Source organism: Nocardioides sp. GCM10023255, from assembly GCF_042653125.1.
GTDB lineage: Bacteria > Actinomycetota > Actinomycetes > Propionibacteriales > Nocardioidaceae > Nocardioides.
Genome location: NZ_JBHSHU010000013.1, coordinates 120,225 through 144,730, shown reverse-complemented (window position 1 = coordinate 144,730; position 24,506 = coordinate 120,225). Strand labels below are relative to the sequence as shown.

Sequence of the window (24,506 nt, the reverse complement as noted above, 5' to 3'; positions counted from 1 at the left end):
GCCGAAGAGTGGGGCCATGACCGTCCTGATGACCGGCTTCCCGGGCTTTCTCGGCGGGGCGCTGCTGCCCCGGGTCCTGGAGACCACCGACGAGGACGCGGTCTGCGTCGTGCAGCCGAAGTACGCCGCCCTCGCCGAGCAGCGGGTCGCCCGGCTGGCCGACGAGCGGCCCACGCTGTCCGGGCGCATCGCGCTCGCCCCCGGCGACATCACCCGGCCGGGGATGGGGCTGGCCGATCTCGAGACGCTGACGGCCGGGGTGACCGGGCTCTGGCACCTGGCGGCGGCGTACGACCTGGCGGTGCCGCGCGACCTCGGGCTGCGGGTCAACGTCGACGGCACCCGGCACGCCCTCGACGTCGCGGCCCGCTGCCCGCGCCTGGAGCGCTTCCACCACGTCAGCACGTGCTACGTCAGCGGCCGTCATCCCGGGCCGTTCGCCGAGGACGACCTCGAGGTCGGCGCGCCGTTCAACAACGCCTACGAGGAGACCAAGCACCTCGCCGAGGCGCTGGTGCGGGAGCGGATGGCGGCCGGGCTGCCGGCCACGGTCTACCGTCCCTCGATCGTGCTCGGTGACAGTCGCACGGGGCAGACGCAGAAGCTCGACGGCCTGTACTTCGTCATCCAGCTGCTGCTGCGCCAGCCGCGGGTGGCCGTGCTGCCGGTCTTCGGCGACCCGACGGCGTTCCGCGCCAACGTGGTCCCCAGCGACTTCGTGGTCGAGGCGCTGGCCCACCTGTCCGGGCTGCCCCAGTCCCGGGGGCGCACCTACCAGCTGGCCGACCCGCACCCGCTCACCGTCGACGAGTGGTACGACGCGCTGGCGGCCGCCACCGACCGGCGGATCGTGCGGGTCCCGCTGCCCGAGCGGCTCACCCGGTCCGCGGTCGACCGGGTCCCCGGGCTGTCCCGGCTGCTCGGCCTGCCGGCCGAGCTGCTGGACTACTTCGTCCACCCGACCGACTACCTGTCCGCGCACACGCAGGCGGACCTGGCCGGGAGCGGCATCGCATGCCCGCCGTTCTCGTCGTACGCGTCCCGGATCGTCGACTTCGTGCGCCACCACCGCGACGTCCCGTCCCGCGCCATGGTCTGAGGCGGCACCGCGGGTGCCGACACGCGAGAGGATGGGGGCGTGATCGACCTGGACGCCACCGACGGTCCCGTCGTGCTCGACGGTGGGCTCTCGACCGCCCTGGAGGAGCAGGGCGCCGACCTCGGCGGGGCGCTGTGGACGGCGCGCCTCCTGGGCGAGGAGCCGGAGCGGATCGCGCAGGCCCACCGTGCCTACTACCTGGCCGGGGCGCGGGTCGTGACGACCGCGAGCTACCAGGCCAGCGTCGAGGGGATGGTCGCCGCCGGGCACGACCCCGAGGAGGCGCGGCGCCTGATCACCTCCAGCGTGACGATCGCGCGGGAGGTCCGCGACGAGCTGGCGGACTCGCACCCGGGGCTGCTGGTCGCCGCCTCGGTGGGACCGTACGGCGCGTTCCTGGCCGACGGGTCGGAGTACCGGGGGAGGTACGGCGTGACCGGGGCGCGGCTGCGCGAGTTCCACGCGCCCCGCCTCGAGCTGCTCGCCGCGGCCGGTCCGGACCTCCTGGCCGTCGAGACCGTCCCCGACTCCGCGGAGGCCGAGGTCCTGGTGCCGCTGCTGGAGGACCTGGGCGTCCCCGCCTGGTTCAGCTACTCCGTGCGGGGCGACACCACGAACGCCGGCCAGCCGCTGGCCGACGCGTACGCCGTCCTCGCCGGCAGCCGCTCGGTCGTCGCCGCCGGGGTCAACTGCTCCGAGCAGGCCGACGTGCTGGGCGCCGTGCGCGCGGCGGTGGCCGCCACCGGTCTCCCGGCGGTGGCCTACCCCAACCGCGGCGGCAGCTGGGACCCCCTCAGCAAGCAGTGGGCCTACGGCGACGCGCTGGACCTCGGTCTCGTCGACACCTGGGTGGCGGCGGGCGCCCGGTTCGTGGGTGGCTGCTGCGGCACCGGCCCGGGGGACATCGCCGACCTCGCCGCCCGCGTGGGCCGCTCACCCGGCAGCTGAGCAGTCAGAACACGTTCAGCGGGCGGAACTGCACCGAGATCCGCGGCCCGGAGTGGGCGACCTTGGGGACCGCGTGCTCCCAGGTGCGCTGGCAGGAGCCGCCCATCACGACCAGGTCGCCGTGGCCCATCTCGACCGAGATCGACTCGCCGCCGCCCCGGGGTCGCAGCGCCAGCCGGCGCGGGTCGCCGACCGAGACGATCGCGACCATGGTGTCCTGGGTCCGGCCCCGGCCGATGGTGTCGCCGTGCCAGGCGACGCTGTCGCGGCCGTCGCGGTAGTAGCAGCACCCGGCGGTCACGAACGGCTCCCCGAGCTCGGGCAGGTAGTGCTCGGACAGGGCGTCGCGGGCCTCGGTGAGCACCGGGTGCGGCAGGTCCTCGCCCACGGCGTACGTGTGCAGGAGGCGGGGCACGTCGACCACCCGTTCGTACATCTCGCGCTTCTCGGCACGCCACGGCACGTCGGACACGAGGGTGGTGAACACGTCGTCGGCCCGGGGGAGCCAGGCCCGGTGCACGTCGATCCAGGCGCCCCGCGCCAGCCGCGTGCGCTCCAGCGCGTCGAAGGAGACCACCCCGGAGAGGGGTGCCTCGAAGAGGGTTCCCTGGAAGTCCATGCCCCCGATGCTAGCGCGGTCCGTCGAACAGGTGTTCGACGAACCGCCGGTGGTCTCGGGGTGTGGTCAGGGTCGGCTCCGGGACGCAAGGGTCGCAAACCCGTGGCCGGGACTTGCCCGACGCGGGATCGTGGACCCATGACGCAGACAGCTCCGGTCGACGCCGCCGGGACCGCACTGCCCGCGGCCCGGGTGAGCCACCTGACCAAGACGTACGGCGAGGGGGCGGCGCTCGTGACCGCGCTCGACGACGTCTCGCTCGACCTCGCGACGGGCGAGTTCACCGCGGTGATGGGGCCCAGCGGCTCGGGCAAGTCCACGTTGATGCACTGCTGCGCCGCCCTCGACCGGCCAGACTCGGGCCAGGTGCTGATCGGTGGCCAGGACATCACCGGGCTCAAGGACAAGGCGCTCACCCGGCTGCGCCGCGACGAGATCGGCTTCGTGTTCCAGTCCTTCAACCTGGTGCCGACCCTGACCGCGGAGGAGAACATCCGGCTGCCCCTGGCCATCGCCGGGCGACACGCCGACGCCGCGTGGTTCGACACGGTGATCGCGACCGTGCGGCTCGGTGACCGGCTCCGGCACAAGCCGAACGAGCTCTCCGGCGGCCAGCAGCAGCGGGTCGCGGTGGCCCGGGCGCTGGTGAGCCGGCCGCGCATCGTCTTCGCCGACGAGCCGACCGGCAACCTCGACTCCCGCTCGGGTGCCGAGGTGCTCGAGCTGCTGCGCCGCAGCGTCGACGAGTTCGGGCAGACCGTGGTGATGGTGACCCACGACCCGGTGGCCGCGGCCTACACCGACCGCGTCGTGTTCCTGGCCGACGGCCGGGTGGTCGACGAGCTGCGCGATCCGAGCCGCGACCAGGTGCTCGAGACCATGACCCGCATGTCGGCGTCGGGACCGGGCGCCTGACGTGGTCCGCGCTGCCCTCAAGAGCCTGCTCGGGCGCAAGCTGCGCCTGATCATGAGCACGTTCGCGATCGTCCTCGGCGTCGCGTTCGTGGTCGGCTCGCTGGTCTTCTCCGACACTCTCAACCGCAGCTTCACGGCCCTGTTCGCCTCGACCGTCGGTGACGTCGTGGTCCGGCCGGTCGGGGGCACCACCGTCAACGGGGAGCCGTCCACCCAGACCATCCCGGCGCCGGTCCTCGACGAGCTCCGGTCCGTGCCAGGCGCCGCGCGCGTGGACGGCAACGTGAGCTCGGTCGGCGCGTTCGTGGTCGGCACCGACAACAAGGTCGTCGGCGGCTTCGGGCCGCCGGCGCTGGGCGGCAACTGGACCGGCGCGCCCGCCGGGCACGGGCTGAAGGGCCTCGCGATCACCAGCGGCCACGAGCCGCACGGTCGCGACCAGGTGGTGCTCGACGAGAAGACCGCCGAGGCGGGCGGCTACCGGGTCGGCGACCGGGTCCGGATGATCACCGCCGACCAGCTCATGCTGGACCCCGAGCTGGTGGGCCTGACCGGCTTCCCCGACGGCGGGTCCCTGAACGGCGCGACCCTCGCGCTGTTCGACACCCCGACCGCGCAGCGGCTGTTCCTCGACGGCGAGGACGCCTTCAACGACGTGTGGGTCACCGCCGACGACGGGGTGTCGCAGGAGCAGCTGCGCGACCGGGTCGACGCCGCGCTGCCCGACCGCTACGAGGTCGTCACCGGCGACACCGCCGCCGACGAGAGCGCCTCCGACCTGCTCCAGGCGGTCTCGTTCATCACGACCTTCCTGCTCATCTTCGCCGGCATCGCCCTGGTGGTCGGCGCGTTCCTGATCGTCAACACCTTCTCGATCCTGGTGGCGCAGCGCAGCCGCGAGCTGGCCCTGCTGCGCGCGCTGGGCGCCTCCACGAGACAGGTCACCGGCTCGGTGCTGCTCGAGGCGTTCGTGCTCGGGCTGCTGGGCTCGACCGCGGGCCTCGGACTGGGCGTGGTGCTGGCGATGGGCATCCGCGCGCTGTTCGCGCGGTTCGGGCTGGACCTGTCCGGGCAGGCGCTGATCTTCGAGCCGAGGACGGTGCTGGCGGCGTACGTCGTGGGCGTGCTGGTCACCATGGCGGCCGCCTGGCTGCCCGCGCGGCGCACCAGCCGGATCGCGCCCGTGCAGGCGCTGCGCGACGACGTGGCGCTCCCGGAGAGCTCGCTGCACCGCCGGCTGGTGCTCGGCGCCGCCATGATCGGCGCGGGCCTGGTCGCGCTGGGGCTCGGGCTGTTCGCCGGCGTCCCGCACGCCGGGTGGGTCGTGGGGGCGGGTGTGCTGGCCGTGCTGCTCGGCGTCTCGTCGGCGAGCCCCGTGATCAGCAAGCCGTTCCTGCTGGCCGCGCGGTCGTCGTACGCCCGCCTCTTCGGCAGCATCGGCAACCTCGCCGGCCAGAACTCCCTGCGCAACCCGCGGCGCACGACCGCCACCGCCTCCGCCCTGATGATCGGGCTGACCCTCGCCTGCACGATGGCCATCGTCGGCGACTCCGCGAAGGCGTCGGTCGACAAGTCGGTGGCCGAGAACTTCGTGGGCGACTACATCGTCAGCAACGTCTTCGGCGGCGCGTTCCCCGCCGGCATCGCCGACCGGATGGAGAAGGTCGACGGCGTCACCAACGTGGTGCGGGAGCGCTACGGCTTCGGCACCTTCGACGGAGGCGACCAGGGCGTCGCGGCCACCGACCCCGCCGACACCCGCGCCCTGGGGCTCTCGATGACGTCGGGGCGGGCGTCCGACCTGGCCGACGGGACCGTCTTCCTCGAGGACTCGTGGGCCTCCGACCACGACCTGGCGGTGGGCGACTCGCTGACCATCCAGATGCCGACCGGGAAGAAGGTCTGGCGGGTCGCGGGAATCTATGACGACAATCCGGTGGTGTTCTTCCCCGTGCTCACGACGCTCGAGACGCTGGCCGCCTCGGGCATCCCCGAGCGCGACAACGCGCTGATCATCTTCACCGACCCCGGTGCCACCGGCGTGCAGGCCCGCCTCGACACGGTCGTCGAGCAGCTGCCGATCGTGACGGTGAAGGACGAGGCCGGCTTCGCCGAGGAGCAGCGCGGCCCCATCGACCAGCTCGTGCAGATGATCTACGCGCTGCTCGGCCTCGCCCTCGTCATCGCGGTGCTGGGCATCGTCAACACGCTGGCCCTCTCGGTCATCGAGCGCACCCACGAGGTGGGGCTGCTGCGCGCCATCGGCGTCAGCCGGCGCCAGCTGCGCTGGATGATCACGCTGGAGTCGATCGTGATCTCGGTGCTCGGCGCGGTGCTCGGGGTGGTGCTCGGGATCGGGTTCGGGGTCGCGCTGATGTACGCCCTGAAGGACCAGGGCCTGGAGGCCATCAGCATCCCCTACGGACAGCTCGGGCTGTTCCTCGTCCTGGCGCTGGTCATCGGGGTCCTCGCCGCCGTGTTCCCCGCTCGCCGTGCCGCGCGGCTCGACGTGCTGCGCGCGATCGCGACCGAATGATGAGGAGGTGGTCGCAGTCCCGTCTGACTCGAACCCGGGACGGCGGCGTGTCCGTCGCCCTACAGTTGCCCCCGTGGAGGAGTTGCTGGTAACAGAGGGGCGCGCGTTGAAGCACGTCCAGGTGCGGGAGTACGTCCGCTCCCTGGTCGCCGGCGCCGCCCCCGGCTCACCCGCGCCCTCCGAGCGTGAGCTCGTGCACCGCTTCGGCGTCGCCCGGATGACCGTCCGGCAGGCGATGGACGCCCTGGTCGTCGAGGGCCTGCTCGAGCGCATCCCCGGGCGCGGGACCTTCGTGGCACGTCCGCGCCGGGTCGCCAGCCGGTTGACCTCCTACACCGAGGAGATGAACCGTCGCGGCCTGCTGCCGGAGTCGCAGACCCTGCTCGCCCGTCGTGAGCAGGCCGGTCCCGGCGTGGCCCGTGCACTGAACCTCACCGAGGGCGACGCGGTCATCCACTGGCGCCGGCTGCGCCGCGCCGACGGCGTGCCGATGTGCCTCGAGGACGCCTACCTCAACGAGATCCTGATCCCCGGCTTCCTGCAGAGCGGTATGCCCACCAGCCTGTACGACGCGCTCGAGTCCCGCGGCCTGCGGCCCACCTGGGCGGAGGACTCCATCACCGCCGACCTCGCCTCGGAGGAGGAGGCCGGCCTGCTCGAGACGCAGCCCGGCTCGGCGGTGCTGCGGCACTCGCGGCGTGCGGTGGCCGACGAGAAGGTCGTCGAGGTGTCCCGGTCGGTCTACCGCTCGGACCGCTTCACCATGTGGGTCCAGCTCGGCCAGGAGGGCTGAGGGCCCCGGACGTGCCCCTGGGCGGACGTGCCCTAGGCGGAGCCATAATCGGCCAGCCGGCCCAGCTCGGCGACCGCCTGTCCCGACTCCTCGCACACCCACACCGGGTCCGGCCCGCCGAGGTCGGGCTGGATGTGCAGCGCGTGCACCGGGGCACTGTCGTCGCAGGTGCGGCACAGCGGCCAGCGTCCGACGGACTCGAAGAGCGCGTCCTGCACGTCCTGGGCGACCAGCCCCGCGACGTACACCTCGCCCTCGGGCCACTGCTCGGCCCACCACCTGCGGTTGGAGACCGCGTCCTCGAGGGCCGACACCGCGGCTGCGGTCGCATGGTCGCGGGCCACGAGGTCGGCGAGGACCCGGGCCCGGGCTTCGAAGAGCAGGGCGTTGTCCACGACCTCCATCATGCCCTCCGGCCCTGACGGGCCGCACGGGTCCGGGTGCGGCGTCGCGTGAACCGTCGTGCCGCGGCCTAGAGTCGGAGCATGGGCGAGGGGCTGCTCGAGGTGTCGGTGCTCCATCCGCGTGACGTGCCGGGCGCGGAGGAGGGCGGCGCCGACCGCCTGCACCTCGCGGCACGCGGTCCCGACGTGGCGCTCTCCCCGGAGCCGGGCGTCGTGTCGTCGGTGTGCCGGGAGACGGAGCTCCCCGTGTTCGTGTTGCTGCGGCTCAACGGCTCGTGGACGACCACCGGTGGCGAGCTGACCCGGCTGGTCGGCCTCGCCGAGGACTACCTGGCGTGCGGTGCCGCCGGGGTGTCGTTCGGCTTCCTCGACGCCGACCTGGAGGTCGACACGGAGGTCTGCACCCATGTGGCCACCGCGCTGCCCGGGGTGCCCTGGACCTTCCACCGAGCCGTCGACGCCACCCTCGACCCGCGTCGCTCGTGGCGCCGGCTGCTCACGCTCCCCGGACTCGTGGCGGTGCGCTCGGCGGGGTCCCCGCAGGGGCTCGGCGTCGGGTACGACGACCTGCTGGCGACCGCGGCCGATCCCGACGTGGCCCGGCTGCTGATGCCCGGCGGGGGACTGGAGGCCGAGCAGGTGCCGTGGTTCGTGCGCGCCGGGGTCCGGATGTTCCACCTCGGGACGCAGGCGCGCCCGGGCGCGTCGTACAAGTCCTACGTCGACGCCGGCCACGTGCGCTCGTGGCGGCTGCTGCTCGACAGCGCGGTCGCCCGCGGGACGGCCTCCCCGATCCGCACGACCGGGGCCTGATGGCGATCCTGATCGACCCGCCCAACGCGGCCGGCCACGGTCGGCTGTGGTCCCACCTGGCCAGTGACTCCGACTACGAGGAGCTGCACGTCTTCGCCCGCGCGGTCGGCATCCCCGAGCGGGGCTTCGACCGCGACCACTACGACGTCCCGGCGGAGTGGTACGACCAGGTCGTCGCCGCCGGCGCCGTGCCGGTCACCTCGCGCGAGCTGGTCGCCCGGCTGCACGCCGCGGGCCTGCGCCGGCGCAAGACCCCGCGGGAGCGGTGAGCTGGCCACCGTTTCCCGATGCAGAACGGTGGCCAGCCCACCGCCCACCCGCACGAGCCGGCTCAGGACTCCAGCGCGGCCAGCTCGCGCTCGACGTTCGCGCGGGCGACGGACTCCCAGTGCTCCTGGGCGTACGCCGTGTGGAAGAGCCGCGGCTTGGCCAGCAGGTCGCGCAGGATCGCCGCCCGGCCGGCCCGGAACAGGTCGTCGGGGACGTGCGCGTGCTCGCGCCGCACGTCCGCGGCGTACTCCGCGTAACGCTCGGCCGGTGCCGCCAGGATCGCCAGGTCCGCGTCCGAGAGAACGCAGCCCTCGACGTCGTCGTCCGCAGGGCGGTGGGTCTCGGTCAGGCGCACCAGCCGGGCGACCTCCGCGACGACGTCCTCGCCCAGGCCGAGCGGCGGCAGCTCGTGCTCGGCCCAGGCCGCGGAGCGCTCCTCGGCGGCCGGCTCCCCGTCGTACACACCGTCGTGGAACCACGCCGCCAGCAGCACCGTCACCCGGTCGCACGCCACCCCGCCGACGGTGACCAGCTCCTCGACGCGTCCGCAGACCTCCTCGAGGTGCCGCAGGTCGTGGTAGCCGCGCGCAGGGTCGGAGTACGCCGCCTCCAGCCGCTCGCGGACGTGCTCGCCCCGGGCGATCGGCCAGCAGTCGGTCAGGTCCACGGCGTCACCGCTTCGAACCGTCCGACGGGTAGCACTGCTCGCCGTCCTGCTCGTCGGCGGGCAGGTGAGGCAGTGCGACCGCGCCGGCGTCGCTCTCCTGCCCGGTGATGACCGCGAACGCCGACGAGGTGGCGCTGCCGTACTTGCAGTAGTGCGTGCCCTTGCCCAGGTACGGCGAGTAGGGGCCCGGCTGCGCGACCACCTTCATGCCCGCCTGGCTGGTGAGCTGGCCCCCGAACCAGAACTGCCCGAGGCTGTTCGTGGTGGTCGTGCCGAGCTTGGTGCCGCGGGCGTCGAAGAGCATGACCTGCGCGCCCTCCAGCGGGTAGGAGGTGTCCTCGCCGTCGACGACGATGCCGGACACCGAGGCACCCGGGTGGGTCCAGGTGAAGCTGCTGGCCAGGTCGGCGCGTCCGGCCCGGACCCGGCCGCCCACGACGGCTCCGGTCTGGGGCAGGTAGTTGCCCACGCCCGGCGCGACCATGCGGTAGCGACCCGGGTAGAGCCCCTGGAAGGTGACCGTGCCGCCGGTGGCCCGGGCGGTCCAGAACTGTCCCGACGCCTTGCTGACGGCGGTCACGAAGAAGGTCCCACGCATCGTCGAGCCGTCGGCCCGGCGCAGGTCGACGAGCAGGCTGCCGCCGCGCTTCCTCAAGGCGATCCCGACGTTGTCGACCTCGCCGAGGTCCAGGCCAGGCACCCACGTGCTCTTGTCGACCCAGGTGCGGGTGCGGTCGTAGGTGAAGACCGAGTAGCTGCCCCGCGGCAGGCCGCCCACCGCGAACTGCCCCTGCTTGTTCGCCTTGGTCACGAAGGACTGCTCGGCCGTGTTCGCAGCGACCACCTTCGCGCCCGAGGCGCGCTTGCCGCCGGCCGTGACGGTGCCGGTGATCGCGGCGCCCCGGTGCATGCGCACGTCCTTCTGCACCGTGCGACTGCCGATGGTCACCTTGATGTCGGTGGGGGCGTACTTCCTGATGTCGTACGACGGGCGCTGGTCGACGAACTGCAGGTGGTAGGTGCCGGCCGGCAGCGACAGCGAGTAGATGTCGCCGCGCACCTTGCGCTGGCCCAGGTAGTGCCAGTCCCTGGTGAACCACAGCATCTTCACCCGGACCTTGCCGTCCTGCGACCCGGTGATCTGCCCCCGCACGGTGCCCGTGGCGGCCGACGCGCTGGTCCCGGACCCGACGACCAGCAGCGTGGCGACCAGGGCGACCAGCAGCACGAGGGGCGCGAGGGCGCGGCGGGATGAGGGGGTCATCGAGTCTCCGGGGACGGGCGTCGGGGCCCGGCGGCGCCCGATCGACCCGCTCATCGTAGGGAGGTCACTACCGGCGCATGCTCAAGAACCGGTGAAGGTTTTCTCAACCGAGCTCGGCGGGCAGCGGCTCCTCGTGCAGCACCACCAGCGAGGTCACCGCGCGGGTGAGGCAGACGTAGAGCCGACGCAGCCCGGTGACCCGGTCCGGCTCCCCGTCGACGATCGCCGCCGGCTCGAGCAGCACGACGTGGTCGAACTCCAGGCCCTTGGCCAGGCTCGCCGGCACCAGGTCGAGGTGGGCGTCGAACTCGGTGCGGATGTCGTCGTCGGGCGCCTCACCGAGCACCGCGAACGTGGTCCCGGAGTCCCGGAGGGCGGCGCCGACGCGTGCGACGAGGGCGTCGGGTGCGATCAGGCCGACCGAGCCCTCCCGCCCGACGGCGGTCCGCACCGCATCGCCGAGGCCATCGACGACCGGGCCGGCCACGACGGCCAGCTCACCGCGTGAGCGGCGCACCGACGTGGGCGGCTCGAGGTCCGGGGCGATGTGGGGGAGCAGCCGGGCGGCGTACTCGATCACCTCGCCCGGCACCCGGTAGCCGCGGGTCAGCTGCTCGACGTGCGCGTCGGGCTTGCCGAGGTGGGTCAGCGCCTCCGCCCAGGAGCGGGTGGCCCACGGGGTGGTCGCCTGCGCGAGGTCGCCGAGCACGGTGAGCGACCCGGTCGACGAGCGCCGGGCCAGCGCCCGCAGCATCATCGGGGAGAGGTCCTGCGCCTCGTCGGCCACGATGTGCGCCAGCGACGGGGTGCGCTCCACGAGGTCCGCGGCCTCGTCGACCAGGACCGCGTCGGCCAGCGACCAGCGGGTGGACGCCGGGCTCTTCGCCGGCTTCTCCCAGCGCAGCAGCGCCTGCTCGTCCTCGTCGAGGATCCCCTCGGCTGCGGCCGCGAGGAAGTCGGCGTCGGACAGCAGCCGCCACACCAGCCGCGCCGGCTCGACGGCCGGCCACAGCGTCTTCGCGTAGTCCTTCACCGGCTTGCTCCGGGCCACGGCGTCCTGGACCCGGTCGTCGGGGGAGTCGCCGGCGAGCTCCATCCTCACCAGGATCCGGTGCGCGAGCGCCTGCGGCACCATCGCCCGCGCCGCGCCGTACCTCACGCCGCGCTCGCGCAGCGAGTCCACCAGCTCCTCGGCCTCGTACGCCGCCACCCGCCAGCGGCGCGCGCCGCGCGGCACCACCAGCCCCTCGTCAGGCGCCCGGACGTGCGACCACAGCGCGCGCCGCAGCACCTCGGCCAGCCGCGGGTCGCCCTTGAGCGTGGCGACGTCGGCGGGGTCCTCGCCGCGCACCTCCCACCGGGGGTTCTGGTCGCGCAGGGCCCGCGCGACCAGCTCCTCGATGGTCGACTGGGTCGCGTCGATCTCGCCCAGCGCGGGGAGCACGTCACGGATGTAGCGCAGGAAGCTGGCGTTCGGCCCGACGACGAGGACGCCCTGCCGGGTCAGCTGCTCGCGATGCGCGTAGAGGAGGTACGCCGCGCGGTGCAGGCCGACGGCCGTCTTGCCGGTCCCCGGCGCGCCCTGCACGCACACGGACCTGGAGAGCTCGGAGCGGACGATGACGTCCTGCTCGGGCTGGATGGTGGCGACGATGTCGCGCATCGGGCCGACGCGGGGCCGCTCGATCTCCGCCTCGAGGATGGAGGAGTACTCCTCGGTCCGGCCCCCGGCGAGGTCCTCGTCCTCGAACGCGGTCAGCCGGCCGTGCTGGAAGCCGTAGCGACGGCGCAGCCCGACTCCCATCGGCTCGGCCCGGCTGGCGCGGTAGAACGGCAGGCTCACCGGCGCCCGCCAGTCGATGACCATCGGCTCGCCGGTGGGGTCGGAGATGTGCCGCCGCCCGATGTGCCAGCTCTCGGTGGTCGAGCCCGTCGGGACCATGTCGAGACGGCCGAAGAACAACGGGATGGTGGGGTCGTCGGCGAGCTGCTTCATCCGCAGCGCGAACGTCGACTCGAGGAACTCGCGGCTGACCCAGTCGCCCGCGGCCGCCGAGTCCATCGACGCGGTGCGCTCGCGCATCCGGGCCAGCTGCCGGCGCGACTCGGCGAGGTGCTCCTGCTCGGCGGCCAGCTCGGGATCGGGAGGGTGGTCGGTCGGGTGGCTGGGCTCGGGGGCTGGGGGCATGGCGGCACCTCCGCGGTCGCGGCACTCGAAGGGGGATCGGCGAGGCTACCCGCCGGGCCGCGCCGGCGCGAGGGGTTTTGCTCCTACCCTGTGCGCATGTCGGTGGTGCAGGAGCTCGGGCCCGGGCGGTTGACGTGGCGCTCGGTCGGGATGGGGGTGTTCTCCCTGCTGTGCCTCGCCGTGGGCCTGTGGGCAGCCGTCACGGTGACGACCGCCCGGGTCGACGTCGCCGCCGCGCGCACGGCGGCCGAGTGCGCGTCCGCCGACCAGGTGGACGGCTGCCTGAGCCCGGTCCCGGGGCACGTGACCGAGAGCCGCCGCGGCTACCGCGGGCTGAGCGAGCGCTACGTCTTCGCGCCGGACGACCCGGCGGTGGACGAAGCGATCGTGCGCTTCTCCGGCGACGAGAGCTTCGACGAGCTCTCCCCGGGGCTTGCGGCCGTCGTGACGGGCCAGGACGTGACCGGGCTGGTGTGGGAGGACGAGGTCGTGGCCTTCGACGCCGCCGGCGAGCGGGTCTGGACGATCGGCTACGAGGCCGGTGGCTGGACGGCGCGGCTGTGGGTGGGCGTGCTGTTCCTGTCGCTCGGCGTGGTGGGGCTCCTGGGGCTGCGGCGGTCCCGGGGGGCGGTGGCGGGGTACGTCGGCCTCGGGCTGGTCGGCGCGATGATGGGCAGCATCGTCGCGCTCGCGATCCCGTCCCTCGCCGCCCAGGTCGTCGAGGTGGCGGCGATGGTGCTCGCCTTCCTCGGCCTCGGACGCTGGGCGCGGGCGCGCGCGGCGCGGCAGGGCGAGCTCCCCAGGATGTCTACGGTGGACTCGTGAAGACCCCCGTGACCAGCTGGGTGCTCCAGTACGCCGTGGCCGCGGTCGCGTTCTGCGTGCTCGACCTGGTGTGGCTCTCCTTCGTCGGGAAGGACCTCTACGACGAGCGGCTGGGGTCGCTGCTCGCGGAGGAGCCCAACGCGGGGGCGGCGGTGCTGTTCTACGCGCTGTTCGTGGCCGGGCTGGTGCACTTCGTGGTCCGGCGGGCGGGGTCGCTGACCGGCGCCGTCCTCGACGGCGGCTTCTTCGGGCTGGTCGCCTACGCGACCTTCGACCTGACCGGCCTCGCCGTGCTCCGGGACTTCCCGGCCTCGGTCGTGGTCGTCGACCTGGTCTGGGGCACGTTCCTGGCCGGTGTGGTCTGCGGGCTCGCCTACGCGGTCGTGGCGGCGCTGCCGTCGCGGGCGACCTGACGCGGCGGGGTCATCGCCCACCGGATCGTCCCGGTCGCCGCGGCACCGAGCGCCCGCACGACGGTGCGCTCCGAGACCGGCAGGTAGGGCAGCCGCAGCGGCTTGCGGGTCCAGCGCGGCATCAGCGCGATCGCGGCGGCCACCAGGACGCCGTACGGCGCCTTCGCGGCCAGGGGCAGCGGCGGCTTGAACAGCAGGTAGGAGATCGCCTCGCGGGCGTCTTCGGTGCCGCGCAGCTCGGGGCGGTACGCCGCCAGCGCCGCGCGCAGCTCGGCCTCGGTGGTCGGCGGGTCGACCACGCCGAGGCGGCGCGCGACCTCGGCGGTCTGGGCGACGTAGGTGTCGCGCCCGGCTTGGTCCAGCGGCTCCTTGCCGTAGACGGTGTGGGCGAGCAGGAAGCTGTCGACCTCGGCGATGTGCACCCACATCAGCAGGTGCGGGTCTGAGGCGGCGTACGCCGTGCCGTCGTCCATGGTCCCGGTGACCCGCTCGTGGATGGCGCGGACGACGTCGACCGCCTGCTGCGCGTCCTCGGCGTGGCCGAAGGTGGTGACGGCGAGGAACCTGCTGGTGCGCGCCAGCCGGCCCCACATGTCACCGCGGAAGCCGGAGTGCTCGGAGACCGCCCGCATCGCGGCCGGGTGCAGCGTCTGCAGCAGCAGCGCCCGGATGCCGCCGACGAACATCGAGGCGTCGCCGTGCACCCGCGCGATCGGGCTGTCGGGCTCGAACCACCGGGGCCCGGGGCGGCCGTGGATCCGCTCGCGGTGCTTCGCGCCGTCCGGGCCCGCCACGCGCAGGAAGAGCGCCTGGCCGAGCCGTTCACGCGCCGTCCGTACGGCGTCCTTGCCGGGAGGAGTCACCCAGCCATGGTGACGGACCCGTCCAAGCGGGCGGGGGAGCCGTGGTGGCTCAGGCCCGCCAGGTGCGCAGCCAGATGGTGTGCGGGGACTCGACCAGCGCCTTGAGCGACTCCTCGGAGACCGGGTCGACGGCGTCGGTGACGACGTACCCCTGCTGGCCACGGGTGGAGAGGTACTGCCCCACGACGTTGTCGCCCTGGTCGGCGAGCACCTGGTTCACCCCCGCCAGCACCCCGGGGACGTTGTGGTGCAGGTAGCCGACCCGGAACCCGCTCTCGAGCTCGGGCGCCTGCACCGCCGGCAGGTTGACCGAGAGGGCGGTCTGGCCCTGGTTGGCGAAACCGGCCAGCTTGCCGGCCACGAAGTAGCCGATCTCCTCCTGCGCCTCCTGGGTGGAGCCGCCGACGTGCGGGGTGAGGATCACGTTGTCGAGGCCACGCAGCACCGAGGTGAACTCGTCGCCCTGCTTCTTCGGCTCGACCGGGAAGACGTCCAGCGCGGCGCCGGCGATGTGGCCGGAGAGGATGTGCTCGCGCAGCGCGACGTCGTCGACGACCATGCCGCGCGAGGCGTTGATGAACAGCGAGCGCGGCTTCATCTTCGCGAACTGCTCGGCACCGAAGAGGCCGGCGTTCCCGGGCCGCCCGTCGACGTGGATGCTCACGACGTCGGCCTCGGCCAGCAGCTCGTCGAGGGTGCTCACACGCCGGGCGTTGCCGTGGGCGAGGCGGTCGGCGGTGTCGAAGAAGATGACCCGCAGGCCCATCGCCTCGGCGAGGTTGGACAGCTGGGTGCCGATGTTGCCGTAGCCGACGATGCCGAGGGTGCGGCCGCGCACCTCGTGGCTGCCCTTGGCCGACTTGTCCCAGACGCCGTCGTGCATGCGCTGGGTCTTCTCCGCGAGGCGGCGCGCCAGCACGATGATCTCGGCGATGACCAGCTCCACGACGCTGCGGGTGTTGGAGTACGGCGCGTTGAAGACCGCGATCCCGCGCTCGGCGGCCGCGTCGAGGTCGACCTGGTTGGTGCCGATGCAGAAGCAGCCGATCGCCAGCAGGTCGGGCGCGTTGTCGAGCACGCGCGGGGTGATCGTGGTGTTGGAGCGGATGCCGAGGAGGTGGACGCCGGGCAGCGCCGCGACCAGCTCGTCCTCGCTGAGGGACCCCGGGCGCAGCTCGACCTCGAAGCCCCGGGCCTCGAGGATCTCGACGGCGATGGGATGGATGTTCTCGAGCAGCAGCACCTTCACCCTCCCCAGCCTAGGAGCCCCGCGCGCCTCCCCACGAAACGTCGCCACGCCGTGGACAGCCCCCACGAAGACGTCGAGTCGGCGCAAGTGCCGGCTCAAAACACGTCGAGTCGGCGCAAGTGCCGGCTCGGAAGACGTCGAGTCGGCGCAAGTGCCGGCTCGGAACACGTCGAGTCGGCGCAAGTGCCGGCTCGGAACACATCGAGTCGGCTCGAACTCGTCCCCGGCGACCCCGTCAGGTCCGGGGCTCAGCGAGCGGTGGGCAGGCCGAGCAGGTCGGCCTCGCGCTCGACCAGTGCGTCGAAGAGGGCGTCCGCGGGATCGAAGCCCCCGACGAACTGTCCGTTCAGCTCGAGGGTGACCAGGCCGACGACCCGCGAGAACGCTCCGACCAGCGCCAGCATCGTGGGCCGGTCGACGTCGAGCTCGAGCGCCGACGCGGTGGTGTCGAGCTGGGTGGCCAGGCTGCGGCCGATCGGACGTACGACGGCGGGCCCGGCTCCCGTCGCCGCCGTGCAGAACGCCTGCACCACTCGGCCGGCCGGCGCGATGGTGTCGGCCGGTGCGGCGTACCCGGGGATGGCGGAGCCGTAGATGAGCGCCCAGCGGTGCGGCTCGGCCGCCGCCCATGCGCGCAGGACCCGGCAGGTCTCGACCCAGCGCCGCCACGGGGCCCGCGCCGAGGTCGCTGCCTCCTCGAGGCGCGACCCGAGGTCCTCATAGGCGTCGACGATCAACGCGGTGATGAGGTCGTCGCGGCTGGCGTAGTAGCGGTAGATCGCGCTCGAGACGAGGTTGAGCTCGCGGGCGATCGCGCGCAGCGAGAGCGTGCTCGCCCCGGACTCCGCGAGCTGGGTGAGGGCCAGCTCCTTGATCCGGGCGATGTTCTCGGTGCGGGCGACCTGGCGCGGCGTGGGTCCCTTCGGCATGCGCCCAGTCTGACAGATCAGTGATCACTTCTCACTTTTGTGAGCACCGCTCTTGCTTTTGTCGCACGAAGGGTGCATGCTCATCCCATCAAACAGAGAGCACCGCTCACATTTGGAGGAAGTCATGAGCAACCGCACCGCTGTCACCGCCGGTCTCGCCATCGCGGGCGTCTCCCTCGCGGCGTACCCCGCCCTGCGTCCCTACGGACCCGAGGCCGGCCTGGCCGGTGCCGCCGACTTCGGGGCCACCGCCTGGCTGGTCGCCCACGCCCTGGGCATGCTCGGTTTCGTCACCCTCGCGTTCACGCTGCGGACGGCGGCGGTCCGGTCGCCGTGGCGGTGGAGCGGACGCCCGGTCAGGGAGACCGAGACCCGGGCCTGGCTCGCGGTCGCGCTGCTGCTGCCCTACTACGGCGCCGAGGCGTACGGGCTGAACGAGCTCGGGCGGTACGCCAGCGACCACCACGACGCCGGAGTCCTCGATGTCGCCGACGCCTTCCGCTACGCCCCGTTCGAGATCACCACCTTCTCGCTCGGCCTGTTCGCGTTGCTCCTGGTCGGGGGCCGGCTCGCCCACGGCATGTGGCGCACCGGTCGCCTCGGCCGAACCGGCGGCCTGCTGGCCGGCTTCGGTCTGGTGACCTACCTGCCGCAGTTCTTCGGTACGCCGGAGCTGCGGATGGCCCACGGCCTGGTGCTCGGACTGGGCCTGGTCCTGATGGCCGTCGCCACCGCCCGCACCCCCTCGGACCAGCCCGTCGCTGAGGGTCGCGAGCGGAAGCTGGCCCACGCGTGATCCAGGTCGGGTCGGCGCGAGCTCGACGCGTTTGCGCCGACTCGACGTGTTCTCGGGCTGCGTTTGCGCCGACTCGACGTGTTTTCGGCCTGCGTTTGCGCCGACTCGACCCGTCAGGCCGGCAAGTCCTCCGCGTCGACGATCCGGTACGCGTAGCCCTGCTCGGCGAGGAACCTCTGCCGGTTCTGGGCGAACTCCGCGTCCACGGTGTCGCGCGAGACGATCGTGTAGAAGTGCGCGGTCTTGCCCTCCTCCTTGGGCCGCAGCAGCCGGCCGAGGCGCTGGGCCTCCTCCTGGCGCGAGCCGAAGGAGCCGGACACCTGGATCGCGACCTCCGCGGAGGGCAGGTCGATGGAGAAGTTTGCGACCTTGGAGACCACCAGCAGCCCGATCTCCCCCGAGCGGAAGGCGTCGAAGAGGCGCTGGCGCTCCTTGACCGAGGTCTCGCCCTTGATCACCGGGGCGTCGAGGGCCTCGGCGATCTCGTCGAGCTGGTCGATGTACTGCCCGATCACCAGGGTCGGCTGGCCGGGATGTGACTCGACCAGCTCGCGGACCACGTCGATCTTGTGGTGGGTGCACGACGCGAGCCGGTAGCGCTCGTCCGCCTCGGCGGTCGCGTAGACCAGCCGCTCGTTGGTCGGCAGCGTCACCCGGACCTCGACGCAGTCGGCCGGCGCGATCCAGCCCTGGGCCTCGATGTCCTTCCAGGGCGCGTCGTACCTCTTCGGCCCGATCAGCGAGAACACGTCGCCCTCGCGACCGTCCTCGCGCACCAGGGTCGCGGTCAGCCCGATCCGGCGCCGCGCCTGCAGGTCGGCGGTCATCCGGAAGATCGGCGCGGGCAGCAGGTGCACCTCGTCGTACACGATCAGGCCCCAGTCGCGCGCGTCCAGCAGCTCGAGGTGCGGGTAGACGCCCTTCCGCCGCATCGTGAGCACCTGGTACGTCGCGATGGTGACCGGCCGGATCTCCTTGACCGCGCCGGAGTACTCCCCGATCTCGTCCTCGGTCAGGGAGGTACGACGCACCAGCTCGTCCTTCCACTGGCGCGCGGAGACGGTGTTGGTGACCAGGATCAGCGTGGTCGCCTGGGCGTGCGCCATCGCGGCCGCGCCGACCAGGGTCTTGCCGGCGCCGCAGGGGAGCACGACCACCCCGGACCCGCCGTGCCAGAAGGACTCGGCCGCGTCGCGCTGGTAGTCGCGCAGGTGCCAGCCCTCCTCGAACAGCGAGATCGGGTGCGCCTCGCCGTCGACGTACCCCGCGAAGTCCTCCGCCGGCCAGCCGAGCTTGAGCAGCGCCTGCTTGAGGTTGCCGCGCTCGGAGCCGTGCACCACCACCGTGTCGTCGTCGATCCGGTTGCCGAGCATCCCGGCGATCTTCTTCGCGCGCAGCACCTCCTCCAGCACCGGCCGGTCGTTGCTGACCAGCACGAGCCCGTGGGTGGGGTGCTTCTCGAGGCGGAGTCGGCCGTAGCGGGACATGGTCTCGGCGACGTCGACGAGCAGTGCGTGCGGCACGGCGTACCGGCTGTACTCCAGCAGCGTGTCGACCACCTGCTCGGCGTCGTGCCCGGCGGCGCGGGCGTTCCACAGCCCCAGCGGGGTGAGCCGGTAGGTGTGGATGTGCTCCGGTGACCGCTCAAGCTCGGCGAACGGCGCGATCGCCTTGCGGCAGTCGCCGGCGCGCTCGTGGTCGATCTCCAGCAGCAGGGTCTTGTCGGACTGGACGATCAGGGGTCCGTCATTCACCCGACGATCCTACGGAGCGCCCCTCGCGCTCGAGGGTGCCCGCGCGGTCATTGCGCGACCGCGGCCGGCGGATCGGTCGGCGCCTCGGCGGAGACCAGCTTCTGGCGGGCGCGGTACGCCGCCACGTTGGCGCGCGAGGAGCACCGGTCGGAGCAGTAGCGCCGCGACTGGTTCGGGGAGGTGTCCACGAAGACGTTGGTGCACGGTGACGCCGAGCAGACGCCGAGCCGGGTCGGGCCGACGTCGCAGACCAGCGTGGCCAGGCCGAGCAGCGACTCGCCGATGAGGAGCTCGGCGACGCTGGCCGACTTGGTCGCCACGTGGATGTGCAGGTCCTCGTGGGGGTCGTGGCGGGCGATGCGCGGGGTGATCGGGTGCCGGACCATCAGCTCGTTGAGCCCCTCGACCACACCCTCGACGTCACCGGCCTCGCCGGCCTCGAAGACGGGACGCAGCTCGCGCTGGAACTTCCGCAGCAGCATGCAGTCGCGGTCGGTGCACTGCTCGTGCAGCCACTCGCGGCCGGAGAGGTGGCCGACGAGCGCATCGACGTCGGCGATCTCCGTGTTGAGGAGGCCGGCCGACTGCTCGGCGTACCGGAGGAAGTCCACGTCTCGAGTCTACGGACGCTCGTCTACGGGTTTCACGACGGTGATCCGGTGCACGGCGAAGGTGCGTACGTCGTCGCTGCGGTGGTCGTGGGCGGTCAGCCAGCCACCCTCCACCTTGAGCGGGTCGACGATCCGCTCGGTGCTGGTGCCGTGGTTGTCCACGTAGCCGATCAGCACGGTGGTCCCCGCCTCGACCGCCTCGCGCAGGGCCGTCAGCGAGCCGCTCGGGGTGAGCGTCACGGTCGGTGAGGCGGGGGCTGAGGCGGCCGCACGGTCACCCGATCGCACCGCGTTGACGACCTGTGCGACCTGCGCGCTCTGGTGGGCGGCCCGGACGGCCGGGCCGCGACGGTCCTTCGGGGTGCGTGCGCGCAGCAGGTCCGGCCGGGCGACCCGGACCGTCCCGTCGGCGGCCTCGACGACCGGCGCCGCACCGAGGTCGCGCAGCCGGGGCAGCAGCACGTCGAGCGGCGTGTCGGAGATCAGCACGGTCGGCGCGATCCGGCGCAGCCCGAGCGTGCCGGCCCTCGGGTGGTGCAGCAGCTCGGTGAGCGCGGCCTCGTCGTCGGCGCGCAGGAACGCCTCGGCGTGCCCGACCCGCACGGTGCCGAAGGTCCGGGCGGTGTCGTCGACGAGGTAGGTCAGCGGCTGGGGGACCGGGGTCCGCGACACCGAGGCCAGGAAGTCGTGGATCTCCACCGCCGACCACCCGGTGTCCAGCGCCCGGCGCACCGACGTCGGGGTGAACCGGTAGACGGTGGCGCCGCCCCGGGACTCGACGTCGGCCAGCAGCTGCAGGGTCCGGGCTAGCGGGGACTCCAGCGGGCCCGGCGCGACCGCGGTCAGGTCGGCCTGGACCAGCACGTGGTCGACGGGCTCGGGCAGCAGCGCCGCGAGCGTGGCCACGGCCGCGCCGGAGTCGCCGGAGAGCAGGGTCCGGGCGTACGACGCCATTCCGCCGAGGCCGGTCACGCCCAGCACCGACGCCTCCTGCGCCGCCCAGGCGACCTGGTCCTCCCGGCCGCGCGGGCGCCGGGGCCGCAGCCACGCCACCCGTCGCACCAGCGACGGCACGCCCGTCCCCGTCGCGAGGACCTGCCCCGGTGGCAGGGCGGCGAGCTCCTGCAGCGCCATCCGGCGGCTCTCCACCTGGGTGACCGAGGCCAGCTCGGGCGCGAGCGCGTTCCACGCCTTGCCGGCCGCGTCCCGGCTGCCGACCAGGCCGGGCATCCGGGGGGTCTCCAGCCAGGCGCGCACGACGTCCGACCAGCGCTCGGCCACGGGGCGGGCCACCCAGGCGTCGAACGCGTCGGTCGGGATCCAGACCGGGTTGCCGTCGCCGTCCGACCCGGTCGCGAGCAGCCCCGCGGCGTGGGCGACCTCGACCACCAGCGCCGCGGTCGGCTCGTCGACGTGCAGCGCGGTCGCCGTCGCCTTGAGGTCGCGGACACCGAGCCCTCCGCTGCGCAGCGCGCCGGGTGGCTGGGTGCCCCAGTGGTCCAGCAGCAGCTCGAGACGCCGCACCGCCTCGAACGCGGCGCCGGCCGCCGCCCGGTCCACGAGGGCCTGGTCGCGGTCGGAGGTGAGGAGCTCCGGCAGGTCGTCGACGGGCTCGCGCGTCGTGCGCCCCCCGCGCAGCGCGATCCCGACCTCACCGGGGAGCACCACCAGGCCGCTCCCGCGGGGCACCAGCAGCCGGCGGGCGAGCAGCTCCTCGGGCGGCGTGCTCGCCTCCTCGGGCAGCACGCTGTGGCGGGCGGTCCCGGTGGTGGCCTCGCCGCCGTTGTCGGCGACGTGCTCGAGCAGGGCGCGCGCCGGCTCGGACAACTCGCCCAGCAGCCGCTCGACCTCCGCCCGGCCCCGCGGCTCCGCGGAGACCGGCCGCAACCCGCTGACGCCCCGGTCGGGGCCGCCCGCCAGGCCGTCGGCCACGCCGCTGAGGGGGCGCAGGCCCTGCTCGGACTCCCACACCAGGGCCAGGTCCACCAGTCGTTCGGCGGCGGCGTGGACACGGGTCGGCTCGGCGTTCACGACGCCGGCGAGCTCGGATTGGGTGGTTTGGCCGACGACGACAAGGGCATCAAGCACAGAGAGCTCGAGCCGGCTGAGGTGGTCGAGCGCACGCAGCAGCGATGAGCGAGTGGCGGCACGAGACGCCAGCTGGCCGAAGTCATGAGGGGCGGGAGTGGCGAGATCGGGACGCTCGACCAGGAGCCGGGACAGGCGATCGTCCGGCCAGGCACGCAGCTGGTCGGCCAGGGTGCGGAAACCCTCTCGGCGGGCGGACGGTCCGGACATCCCTCCCACGCTACCCGGCCGGTCGCCGGTCGCAGGCCGTACGCTCCTCCCCACCCAGGAGGTGGGATGACTCAGGCGATGAAGGTCGAGCTGCACCACGGCGCGGCGACGGATGTCGGGCTGGTGCGTGAGGTCAACGAGGACTCGTTCCTCGCCACGCCCCCCGTGTTCGTGGTCGCGGACGGCATGGGCGGCCACGACGGAGGCGACGTCGCGAGCGCGATCGTCGTCGAGGAGTTCGGCCGGCTCGCCGACGAGGGGTACGACCCCCGGCGCGGTGCCGAGGTGGTGGCCCGCACCCTCCAGACCTGCCAGGACCGGATCATGGAGTACGGCGCGGCGCAGCGTGCGCGCGGCGCCCGCGGTTTCCACGCCGGGACCACCGCGGTGGTGGCGCTCCTGGTGGAGGACGACGGTGGCCCCCAGTGGCTGCTGGCCAACCTCGGCGACTCCCGGATCTACCGCTTCCTCGACGGGAGGCTCGAGCAGGTCAGCGTCGACCACAGCGTGGTCCAGGAGCTGGTCGACGCCGGCGCCATCACCGCCGACGACGCCGCCACCCACCCGGAGCGGCACGTGATCACCCGCGCCCTCGGTGGACCCGACCGTGCCGAGGCCGACTACTTCCTGCTGCCGCTGCCCTCGGTCGAGCGCCTGCTGCTGTGCTCCGACGGCGTCACCGGGATGATCGACGACTCGGTGATCGCCGAGATCCTCGGCCGCACCGACGACCCCCGCGACGCCGCCGACCAGATGGTCGCGCAGGCGGTGCAGGCCGGGGGCAAGGACAACGCGACAGCCGTCGTCGTGGATGTGGTGGGATTGATGACCGAGAACTCCTACGACTCCGAGCGCCAGCGGGTGAGTCTCGAACAGAAACTGGGGGCCCTGCCGTGAGTGACGTCCGCGACCCGATCACCCGCTCCTTCCGGACCGGCGACTGGTTCGGCATCTTCGGGGCGAACGCGACGGTGATCCTGCCGCCCTCGGAGAAGGCCCGTGTGGGTGCCCTGTGGGAGATGGTCGACGACGGCGCCGGCTTCGATGAGACCCTCGACGCGCTGATCGCGACCGGGCTGCGCGACCTCCCGGGCTTCGTGCTCGTGAGCGAGTCCGACGGCGAGACCAAGGTCGTGCTCCGCGGCGCCGCCCACGCCAGCTTCACCGCCGGCGGCGAGGAGGTCGAGCTGGACGGCTCGGCCGCCACCACCTGGGTCGAGCGCTCGCTGCGCGGGGTGACCCGGATGAGCGTGAGCGTCGCCGACGAGGTCGTCGAGGGTGACGACCTGTGCCTCGCCGGGGGGCTCGTCCGGCTCTCGCGGGTCGACCAGCCGCCGCGGGCGGCCGCCCCGGTCCCCGCGCCGCCGGTCGAGCAGCCCCCATCCGAGGAACCGGCCGCCGAGCCGGTCGCCGAGCCGGTGGTGCTCGCGCCCGTCCCGGACGAGATCCCGCTCGAGGAGCCCGTGCACGAGGAGCCCGGGCACGAGGAGCCGGTGCACGAGGAGCCCGAGGTCGACGAGGAGGCCACCCAGGCCGTGCCGTTCCTCGCCGGAGTCTTCGGCGACCCGGAGCCCGCGGAGCCGGTCGAGGAGGCGAACGACGACGCGCCGACCGGGGAGCCGATCGCCTGGGCCCCGCCCCCGTCGGCCCCGCCGTCCGCGCCGTCGTTCGGCCCGCCGACGACCCCGCCTCCCGTGACCCCGCCTCCCGTGACCCCGCCTCCCGTGACGCCGCCTCCCGTGACGCCGCCGTCGACCCCGCCGCCTCCGGTCCCGCCCGCCGACGAGGTCGACCACGACGGGATGACCCGGGCCGGGGGCTGGGACCCCGGCCAGTTCGCCCGCCAGCAGCCCGGCATCCCCGGCCAGCCGCAGGCGCCGAGCGTGACCTCCCGGCCGGTCGCCCGGCTGGTGTTCTCGAGCGGGGAGACCGTCGAGGTCGACCGTGCCGTCCTGGTCGGCCGGGCCCCCGAGGCCCGGCGGTTCACGTCCACCGAGCAGCCCCGCCTGGTCACGGTGCCCAGCCCCAACCAGGAGATCTCCTCGACCCACCTGGAGATCCGTCCCGGCTCGGGTGCCGACCACGGGTCGGCGGTCGTGACCGACATGGGCTCGACCAACGGCACCGTCCTGGTCCAGCCCGGCCTGCCCCCGGAGGACCTCCAGCCCGGCATCGCGGTGCAGCTCATCCCGGGTGCCGTCGTCGACCTCGGCGACGGTGTCACCATCCAGGTCACCAACCCCTGACCCGGA

General features: G+C 73.4%; 23 protein-coding genes. 12 read left to right on the top strand and 11 right to left on the bottom strand.

Annotated features, from left to right (window positions below):
• Nucleotides 1-16 precede the first annotated feature (16 nt).
• Together ACFO9I_RS21640 and mmuM are read left to right on the top strand one after the other, a co-directional pair.
• Entirely contained in the window at nucleotides 17-1,099 is a 1,083-nt protein-coding gene (locus ACFO9I_RS21640; protein WP_379184706.1) for an SDR family oxidoreductase, read from the top strand.
• A 39-nt stretch (nucleotides 1,100-1,138) separates the two neighbouring features.
• The gene (mmuM, locus tag ACFO9I_RS21635; protein WP_379184704.1) at nucleotides 1,139-2,047 is read left to right on the top strand and encodes a homocysteine S-methyltransferase; all 909 of its coding nucleotides are present in this window, start codon (nucleotides 1,139-1,141) and stop codon (nucleotides 2,045-2,047) included.
• Between the two features lie 4 nt (nucleotides 2,048-2,051).
• Here mmuM and ACFO9I_RS21630 read toward each other — a convergent pair whose 3' ends face one another.
• A complete protein-coding gene (locus ACFO9I_RS21630; RefSeq protein WP_379184702.1) occupies nucleotides 2,052-2,666 on the bottom strand; it encodes an alpha-ketoglutarate-dependent dioxygenase AlkB in 615 nt (204 codons plus the stop codon).
• Nucleotides 2,667-2,804: 138 nt separating this feature from the next.
• Between ACFO9I_RS21630 and ACFO9I_RS21625 the strand changes: the two genes are divergently transcribed.
• The 3 genes from ACFO9I_RS21625 (at nucleotide 2,805) to ACFO9I_RS21615 (ending at nucleotide 6,910) form a co-directional block, all read left to right on the top strand.
• Nucleotides 2,805-3,581 carry an ABC transporter ATP-binding protein gene (locus ACFO9I_RS21625; protein WP_379184700.1) on the top strand — a complete coding sequence of 259 codons (777 nt, stop codon included), beginning with the start codon at nucleotides 2,805-2,807 and terminating at the stop codon, nucleotides 3,579-3,581.
• A 1-nt stretch (nucleotide 3,582) separates the two neighbouring features.
• On the top strand, nucleotides 3,583-6,117 hold the full coding sequence (locus tag ACFO9I_RS21620; RefSeq protein WP_379184698.1) for an ABC transporter permease: 2,535 nt from the start codon (nucleotides 3,583-3,585) through the stop codon (nucleotides 6,115-6,117).
• 106 nt (nucleotides 6,118-6,223) lie between these two features.
• A complete protein-coding gene (locus ACFO9I_RS21615) occupies nucleotides 6,224-6,910 on the top strand; it encodes a GntR family transcriptional regulator (protein ID WP_379184696.1) in 687 nt (228 codons plus the stop codon).
• A 32-nt stretch (nucleotides 6,911-6,942) separates the two neighbouring features.
• On the opposite strand, the gene ACFO9I_RS21610 is transcribed toward ACFO9I_RS21615, so the two are convergent.
• A complete protein-coding gene (locus tag ACFO9I_RS21610) occupies nucleotides 6,943-7,314 on the bottom strand; it encodes a hypothetical protein (protein WP_379185082.1) in 372 nt (123 codons plus the stop codon).
• A gap of 81 nt (nucleotides 7,315-7,395) precedes the next feature.
• On the opposite strand from ACFO9I_RS21610, the gene ACFO9I_RS21605 reads away from it, so the two are divergent.
• Together ACFO9I_RS21605 and ACFO9I_RS21600 are read left to right on the top strand one after the other, a co-directional pair.
• Nucleotides 7,396-8,127 (top strand): copper homeostasis protein CutC, encoded by a 732-nt coding sequence (locus ACFO9I_RS21605; protein WP_379184694.1) that lies wholly within the window; start codon nucleotides 7,396-7,398, stop codon nucleotides 8,125-8,127.
• Nucleotides 8,127-8,396, top strand: a complete 270-nt coding sequence (locus ACFO9I_RS21600) for a DUF4031 domain-containing protein (protein ID WP_379184692.1) — start codon at nucleotides 8,127-8,129, stop codon at nucleotides 8,394-8,396. The genes ACFO9I_RS21605 and ACFO9I_RS21600 overlap by 1 nt, the downstream gene beginning before the upstream one ends.
• Before the next feature lie 62 nt (nucleotides 8,397-8,458).
• On the opposite strand, the gene ACFO9I_RS21595 is transcribed toward ACFO9I_RS21600, so the two are convergent.
• From ACFO9I_RS21595 to ACFO9I_RS21585, 3 genes are all read right to left on the bottom strand, one after another.
• Complete coding sequence (locus tag ACFO9I_RS21595) at nucleotides 8,459-9,064, bottom strand: hypothetical protein (protein ID WP_379184690.1); 606 nt, start codon at nucleotides 9,062-9,064, stop codon at nucleotides 8,459-8,461.
• 4 nt (nucleotides 9,065-9,068) lie between these two features.
• The gene (locus tag ACFO9I_RS21590; RefSeq protein ID WP_379184688.1) at nucleotides 9,069-10,328 is read right to left on the bottom strand and encodes an MSCRAMM family protein; all 1,260 of its coding nucleotides are present in this window, start codon (nucleotides 10,326-10,328) and stop codon (nucleotides 9,069-9,071) included.
• Nucleotides 10,329-10,431: 103 nt separating this feature from the next.
• On the bottom strand, nucleotides 10,432-12,516 hold the full coding sequence (locus ACFO9I_RS21585; RefSeq protein ID WP_379184686.1) for a HelD family protein: 2,085 nt from the start codon (nucleotides 12,514-12,516) through the stop codon (nucleotides 10,432-10,434).
• A gap of 96 nt (nucleotides 12,517-12,612) precedes the next feature.
• Between ACFO9I_RS21585 and ACFO9I_RS21580 the strand changes: the two genes are divergently transcribed.
• Nucleotides 12,613-13,341, top strand: a complete 729-nt coding sequence (locus tag ACFO9I_RS21580; protein WP_379184685.1) for a hypothetical protein — start codon at nucleotides 12,613-12,615, stop codon at nucleotides 13,339-13,341.
• A complete protein-coding gene (locus ACFO9I_RS21575) occupies nucleotides 13,338-13,754 on the top strand; it encodes a DUF2177 family protein (RefSeq protein ID WP_379184683.1) in 417 nt (138 codons plus the stop codon). The genes ACFO9I_RS21580 and ACFO9I_RS21575 overlap by 4 nt, the downstream gene beginning before the upstream one ends.
• Here ACFO9I_RS21575 and ACFO9I_RS21570 read toward each other — a convergent pair.
• The 3 genes from ACFO9I_RS21570 to ACFO9I_RS21560 all read right to left on the bottom strand — a co-directional run bounded on the left by ACFO9I_RS21570 (nucleotide 13,715) and on the right by ACFO9I_RS21560 (nucleotide 16,795).
• Nucleotides 13,715-14,617, bottom strand: coding sequence for an oxygenase MpaB family protein (locus ACFO9I_RS21570; RefSeq protein WP_379184681.1), 903 nt, complete (start codon nucleotides 14,615-14,617; stop codon nucleotides 13,715-13,717). The genes ACFO9I_RS21575 and ACFO9I_RS21570 overlap by 40 nt on opposite strands.
• A 49-nt stretch (nucleotides 14,618-14,666) precedes the next feature.
• Nucleotides 14,667-15,866 carry a phosphoglycerate dehydrogenase gene (gene serA, locus ACFO9I_RS21565; protein WP_379184679.1) on the bottom strand — a complete coding sequence of 400 codons (1,200 nt, stop codon included), beginning with the start codon at nucleotides 15,864-15,866 and terminating at the stop codon, nucleotides 14,667-14,669.
• Nucleotides 15,867-16,114: 248 nt separating this feature from the next.
• Nucleotides 16,115-16,795 carry a TetR/AcrR family transcriptional regulator gene (locus tag ACFO9I_RS21560; protein WP_379184677.1) on the bottom strand — a complete coding sequence of 227 codons (681 nt, stop codon included), beginning with the start codon at nucleotides 16,793-16,795 and terminating at the stop codon, nucleotides 16,115-16,117.
• Between the two features lie 124 nt (nucleotides 16,796-16,919).
• Here ACFO9I_RS21560 and ACFO9I_RS21555 point away from each other — a divergent pair, with 124 nt between their 5' ends.
• Nucleotides 16,920-17,591 (top strand): hypothetical protein, encoded by a 672-nt coding sequence (locus ACFO9I_RS21555; protein WP_379184675.1) that lies wholly within the window; start codon nucleotides 16,920-16,922, stop codon nucleotides 17,589-17,591.
• A 113-nt stretch (nucleotides 17,592-17,704) separates the two neighbouring features.
• Here ACFO9I_RS21555 and ACFO9I_RS21550 read toward each other — a convergent pair whose 3' ends face one another.
• Genes ACFO9I_RS21550 through ACFO9I_RS21540 form a run of 3 tightly spaced genes read right to left on the bottom strand, consistent with a single transcriptional unit; the run spans nucleotide 17,705 to nucleotide 22,254 of the window.
• Nucleotides 17,705-19,345 carry a DNA repair helicase XPB gene (locus ACFO9I_RS21550; protein ID WP_379184673.1) on the bottom strand — a complete coding sequence of 547 codons (1,641 nt, stop codon included), beginning with the start codon at nucleotides 19,343-19,345 and terminating at the stop codon, nucleotides 17,705-17,707.
• 47 nt (nucleotides 19,346-19,392) lie between these two features.
• Nucleotides 19,393-19,956, bottom strand: coding sequence for a CGNR zinc finger domain-containing protein (locus ACFO9I_RS21545; protein ID WP_379184671.1), 564 nt, complete (start codon nucleotides 19,954-19,956; stop codon nucleotides 19,393-19,395).
• Between the two features lie 9 nt (nucleotides 19,957-19,965).
• Nucleotides 19,966-22,254, bottom strand: a complete 2,289-nt coding sequence (locus tag ACFO9I_RS21540; protein WP_379184669.1) for a helicase-associated domain-containing protein — start codon at nucleotides 22,252-22,254, stop codon at nucleotides 19,966-19,968.
• A 66-nt stretch (nucleotides 22,255-22,320) separates the two neighbouring features.
• Between ACFO9I_RS21540 and ACFO9I_RS21535 the strand changes: the two genes are divergently transcribed.
• The gene (locus tag ACFO9I_RS21535) at nucleotides 22,321-23,151 is read left to right on the top strand and encodes a PP2C family protein-serine/threonine phosphatase (RefSeq protein WP_379184667.1); all 831 of its coding nucleotides are present in this window, start codon (nucleotides 22,321-22,323) and stop codon (nucleotides 23,149-23,151) included.
• The gene (locus ACFO9I_RS21530) at nucleotides 23,148-24,500 is read left to right on the top strand and encodes an FHA domain-containing protein (protein WP_379184665.1); all 1,353 of its coding nucleotides are present in this window, start codon (nucleotides 23,148-23,150) and stop codon (nucleotides 24,498-24,500) included. The genes ACFO9I_RS21535 and ACFO9I_RS21530 overlap by 4 nt, the downstream gene beginning before the upstream one ends.
• Nucleotides 24,501-24,506: the final 6 nt, after the last annotated feature.

Bases quoted from the DNA above. Each gene is read 5' to 3' on its own strand.
- ACFO9I_RS21640 (WP_379184706.1), top strand. From the start codon at position 17: ATGACCGTCCTGATGACCGGCTTCCCGGGCTTTCTCGGCGGGGCGCTG.
- ACFO9I_RS21630 (WP_379184702.1), bottom strand. From the start codon at position 2,666: ATGGACTTCCAGGGAACCCTCTTCGAGGCACCCCTCTCCGGGGTGGTC.
- ACFO9I_RS21625 (WP_379184700.1), top strand. From the start codon at position 2,805: ATGACGCAGACAGCTCCGGTCGACGCCGCCGGGACCGCACTGCCCGCG.
- ACFO9I_RS21610 (WP_379185082.1), bottom strand. From the start codon at position 7,314: ATGGAGGTCGTGGACAACGCCCTGCTCTTCGAAGCCCGGGCCCGGGTC.
- ACFO9I_RS21605 (WP_379184694.1), top strand. From the start codon at position 7,396: ATGGGCGAGGGGCTGCTCGAGGTGTCGGTGCTCCATCCGCGTGACGTG.
- ACFO9I_RS21600 (WP_379184692.1), top strand. From the start codon at position 8,127: ATGGCGATCCTGATCGACCCGCCCAACGCGGCCGGCCACGGTCGGCTG.
- ACFO9I_RS21590 (WP_379184688.1), bottom strand. From the start codon at position 10,328: ATGACCCCCTCATCCCGCCGCGCCCTCGCGCCCCTCGTGCTGCTGGTC.
- ACFO9I_RS21585 (WP_379184686.1), bottom strand. From the start codon at position 12,516: ATGCCCCCAGCCCCCGAGCCCAGCCACCCGACCGACCACCCTCCCGAT.
- ACFO9I_RS21580 (WP_379184685.1), top strand. From the start codon at position 12,613: ATGTCGGTGGTGCAGGAGCTCGGGCCCGGGCGGTTGACGTGGCGCTCG.
- ACFO9I_RS21560 (WP_379184677.1), bottom strand. From the start codon at position 16,795: ATGCCGAAGGGACCCACGCCGCGCCAGGTCGCCCGCACCGAGAACATC.
- ACFO9I_RS21555 (WP_379184675.1), top strand. From the start codon at position 16,920: ATGAGCAACCGCACCGCTGTCACCGCCGGTCTCGCCATCGCGGGCGTC.
- ACFO9I_RS21540 (WP_379184669.1), bottom strand. From the start codon at position 22,254: ATGTCCGGACCGTCCGCCCGCCGAGAGGGTTTCCGCACCCTGGCCGAC.
- ACFO9I_RS21535 (WP_379184667.1), top strand. From the start codon at position 22,321: ATGACTCAGGCGATGAAGGTCGAGCTGCACCACGGCGCGGCGACGGAT.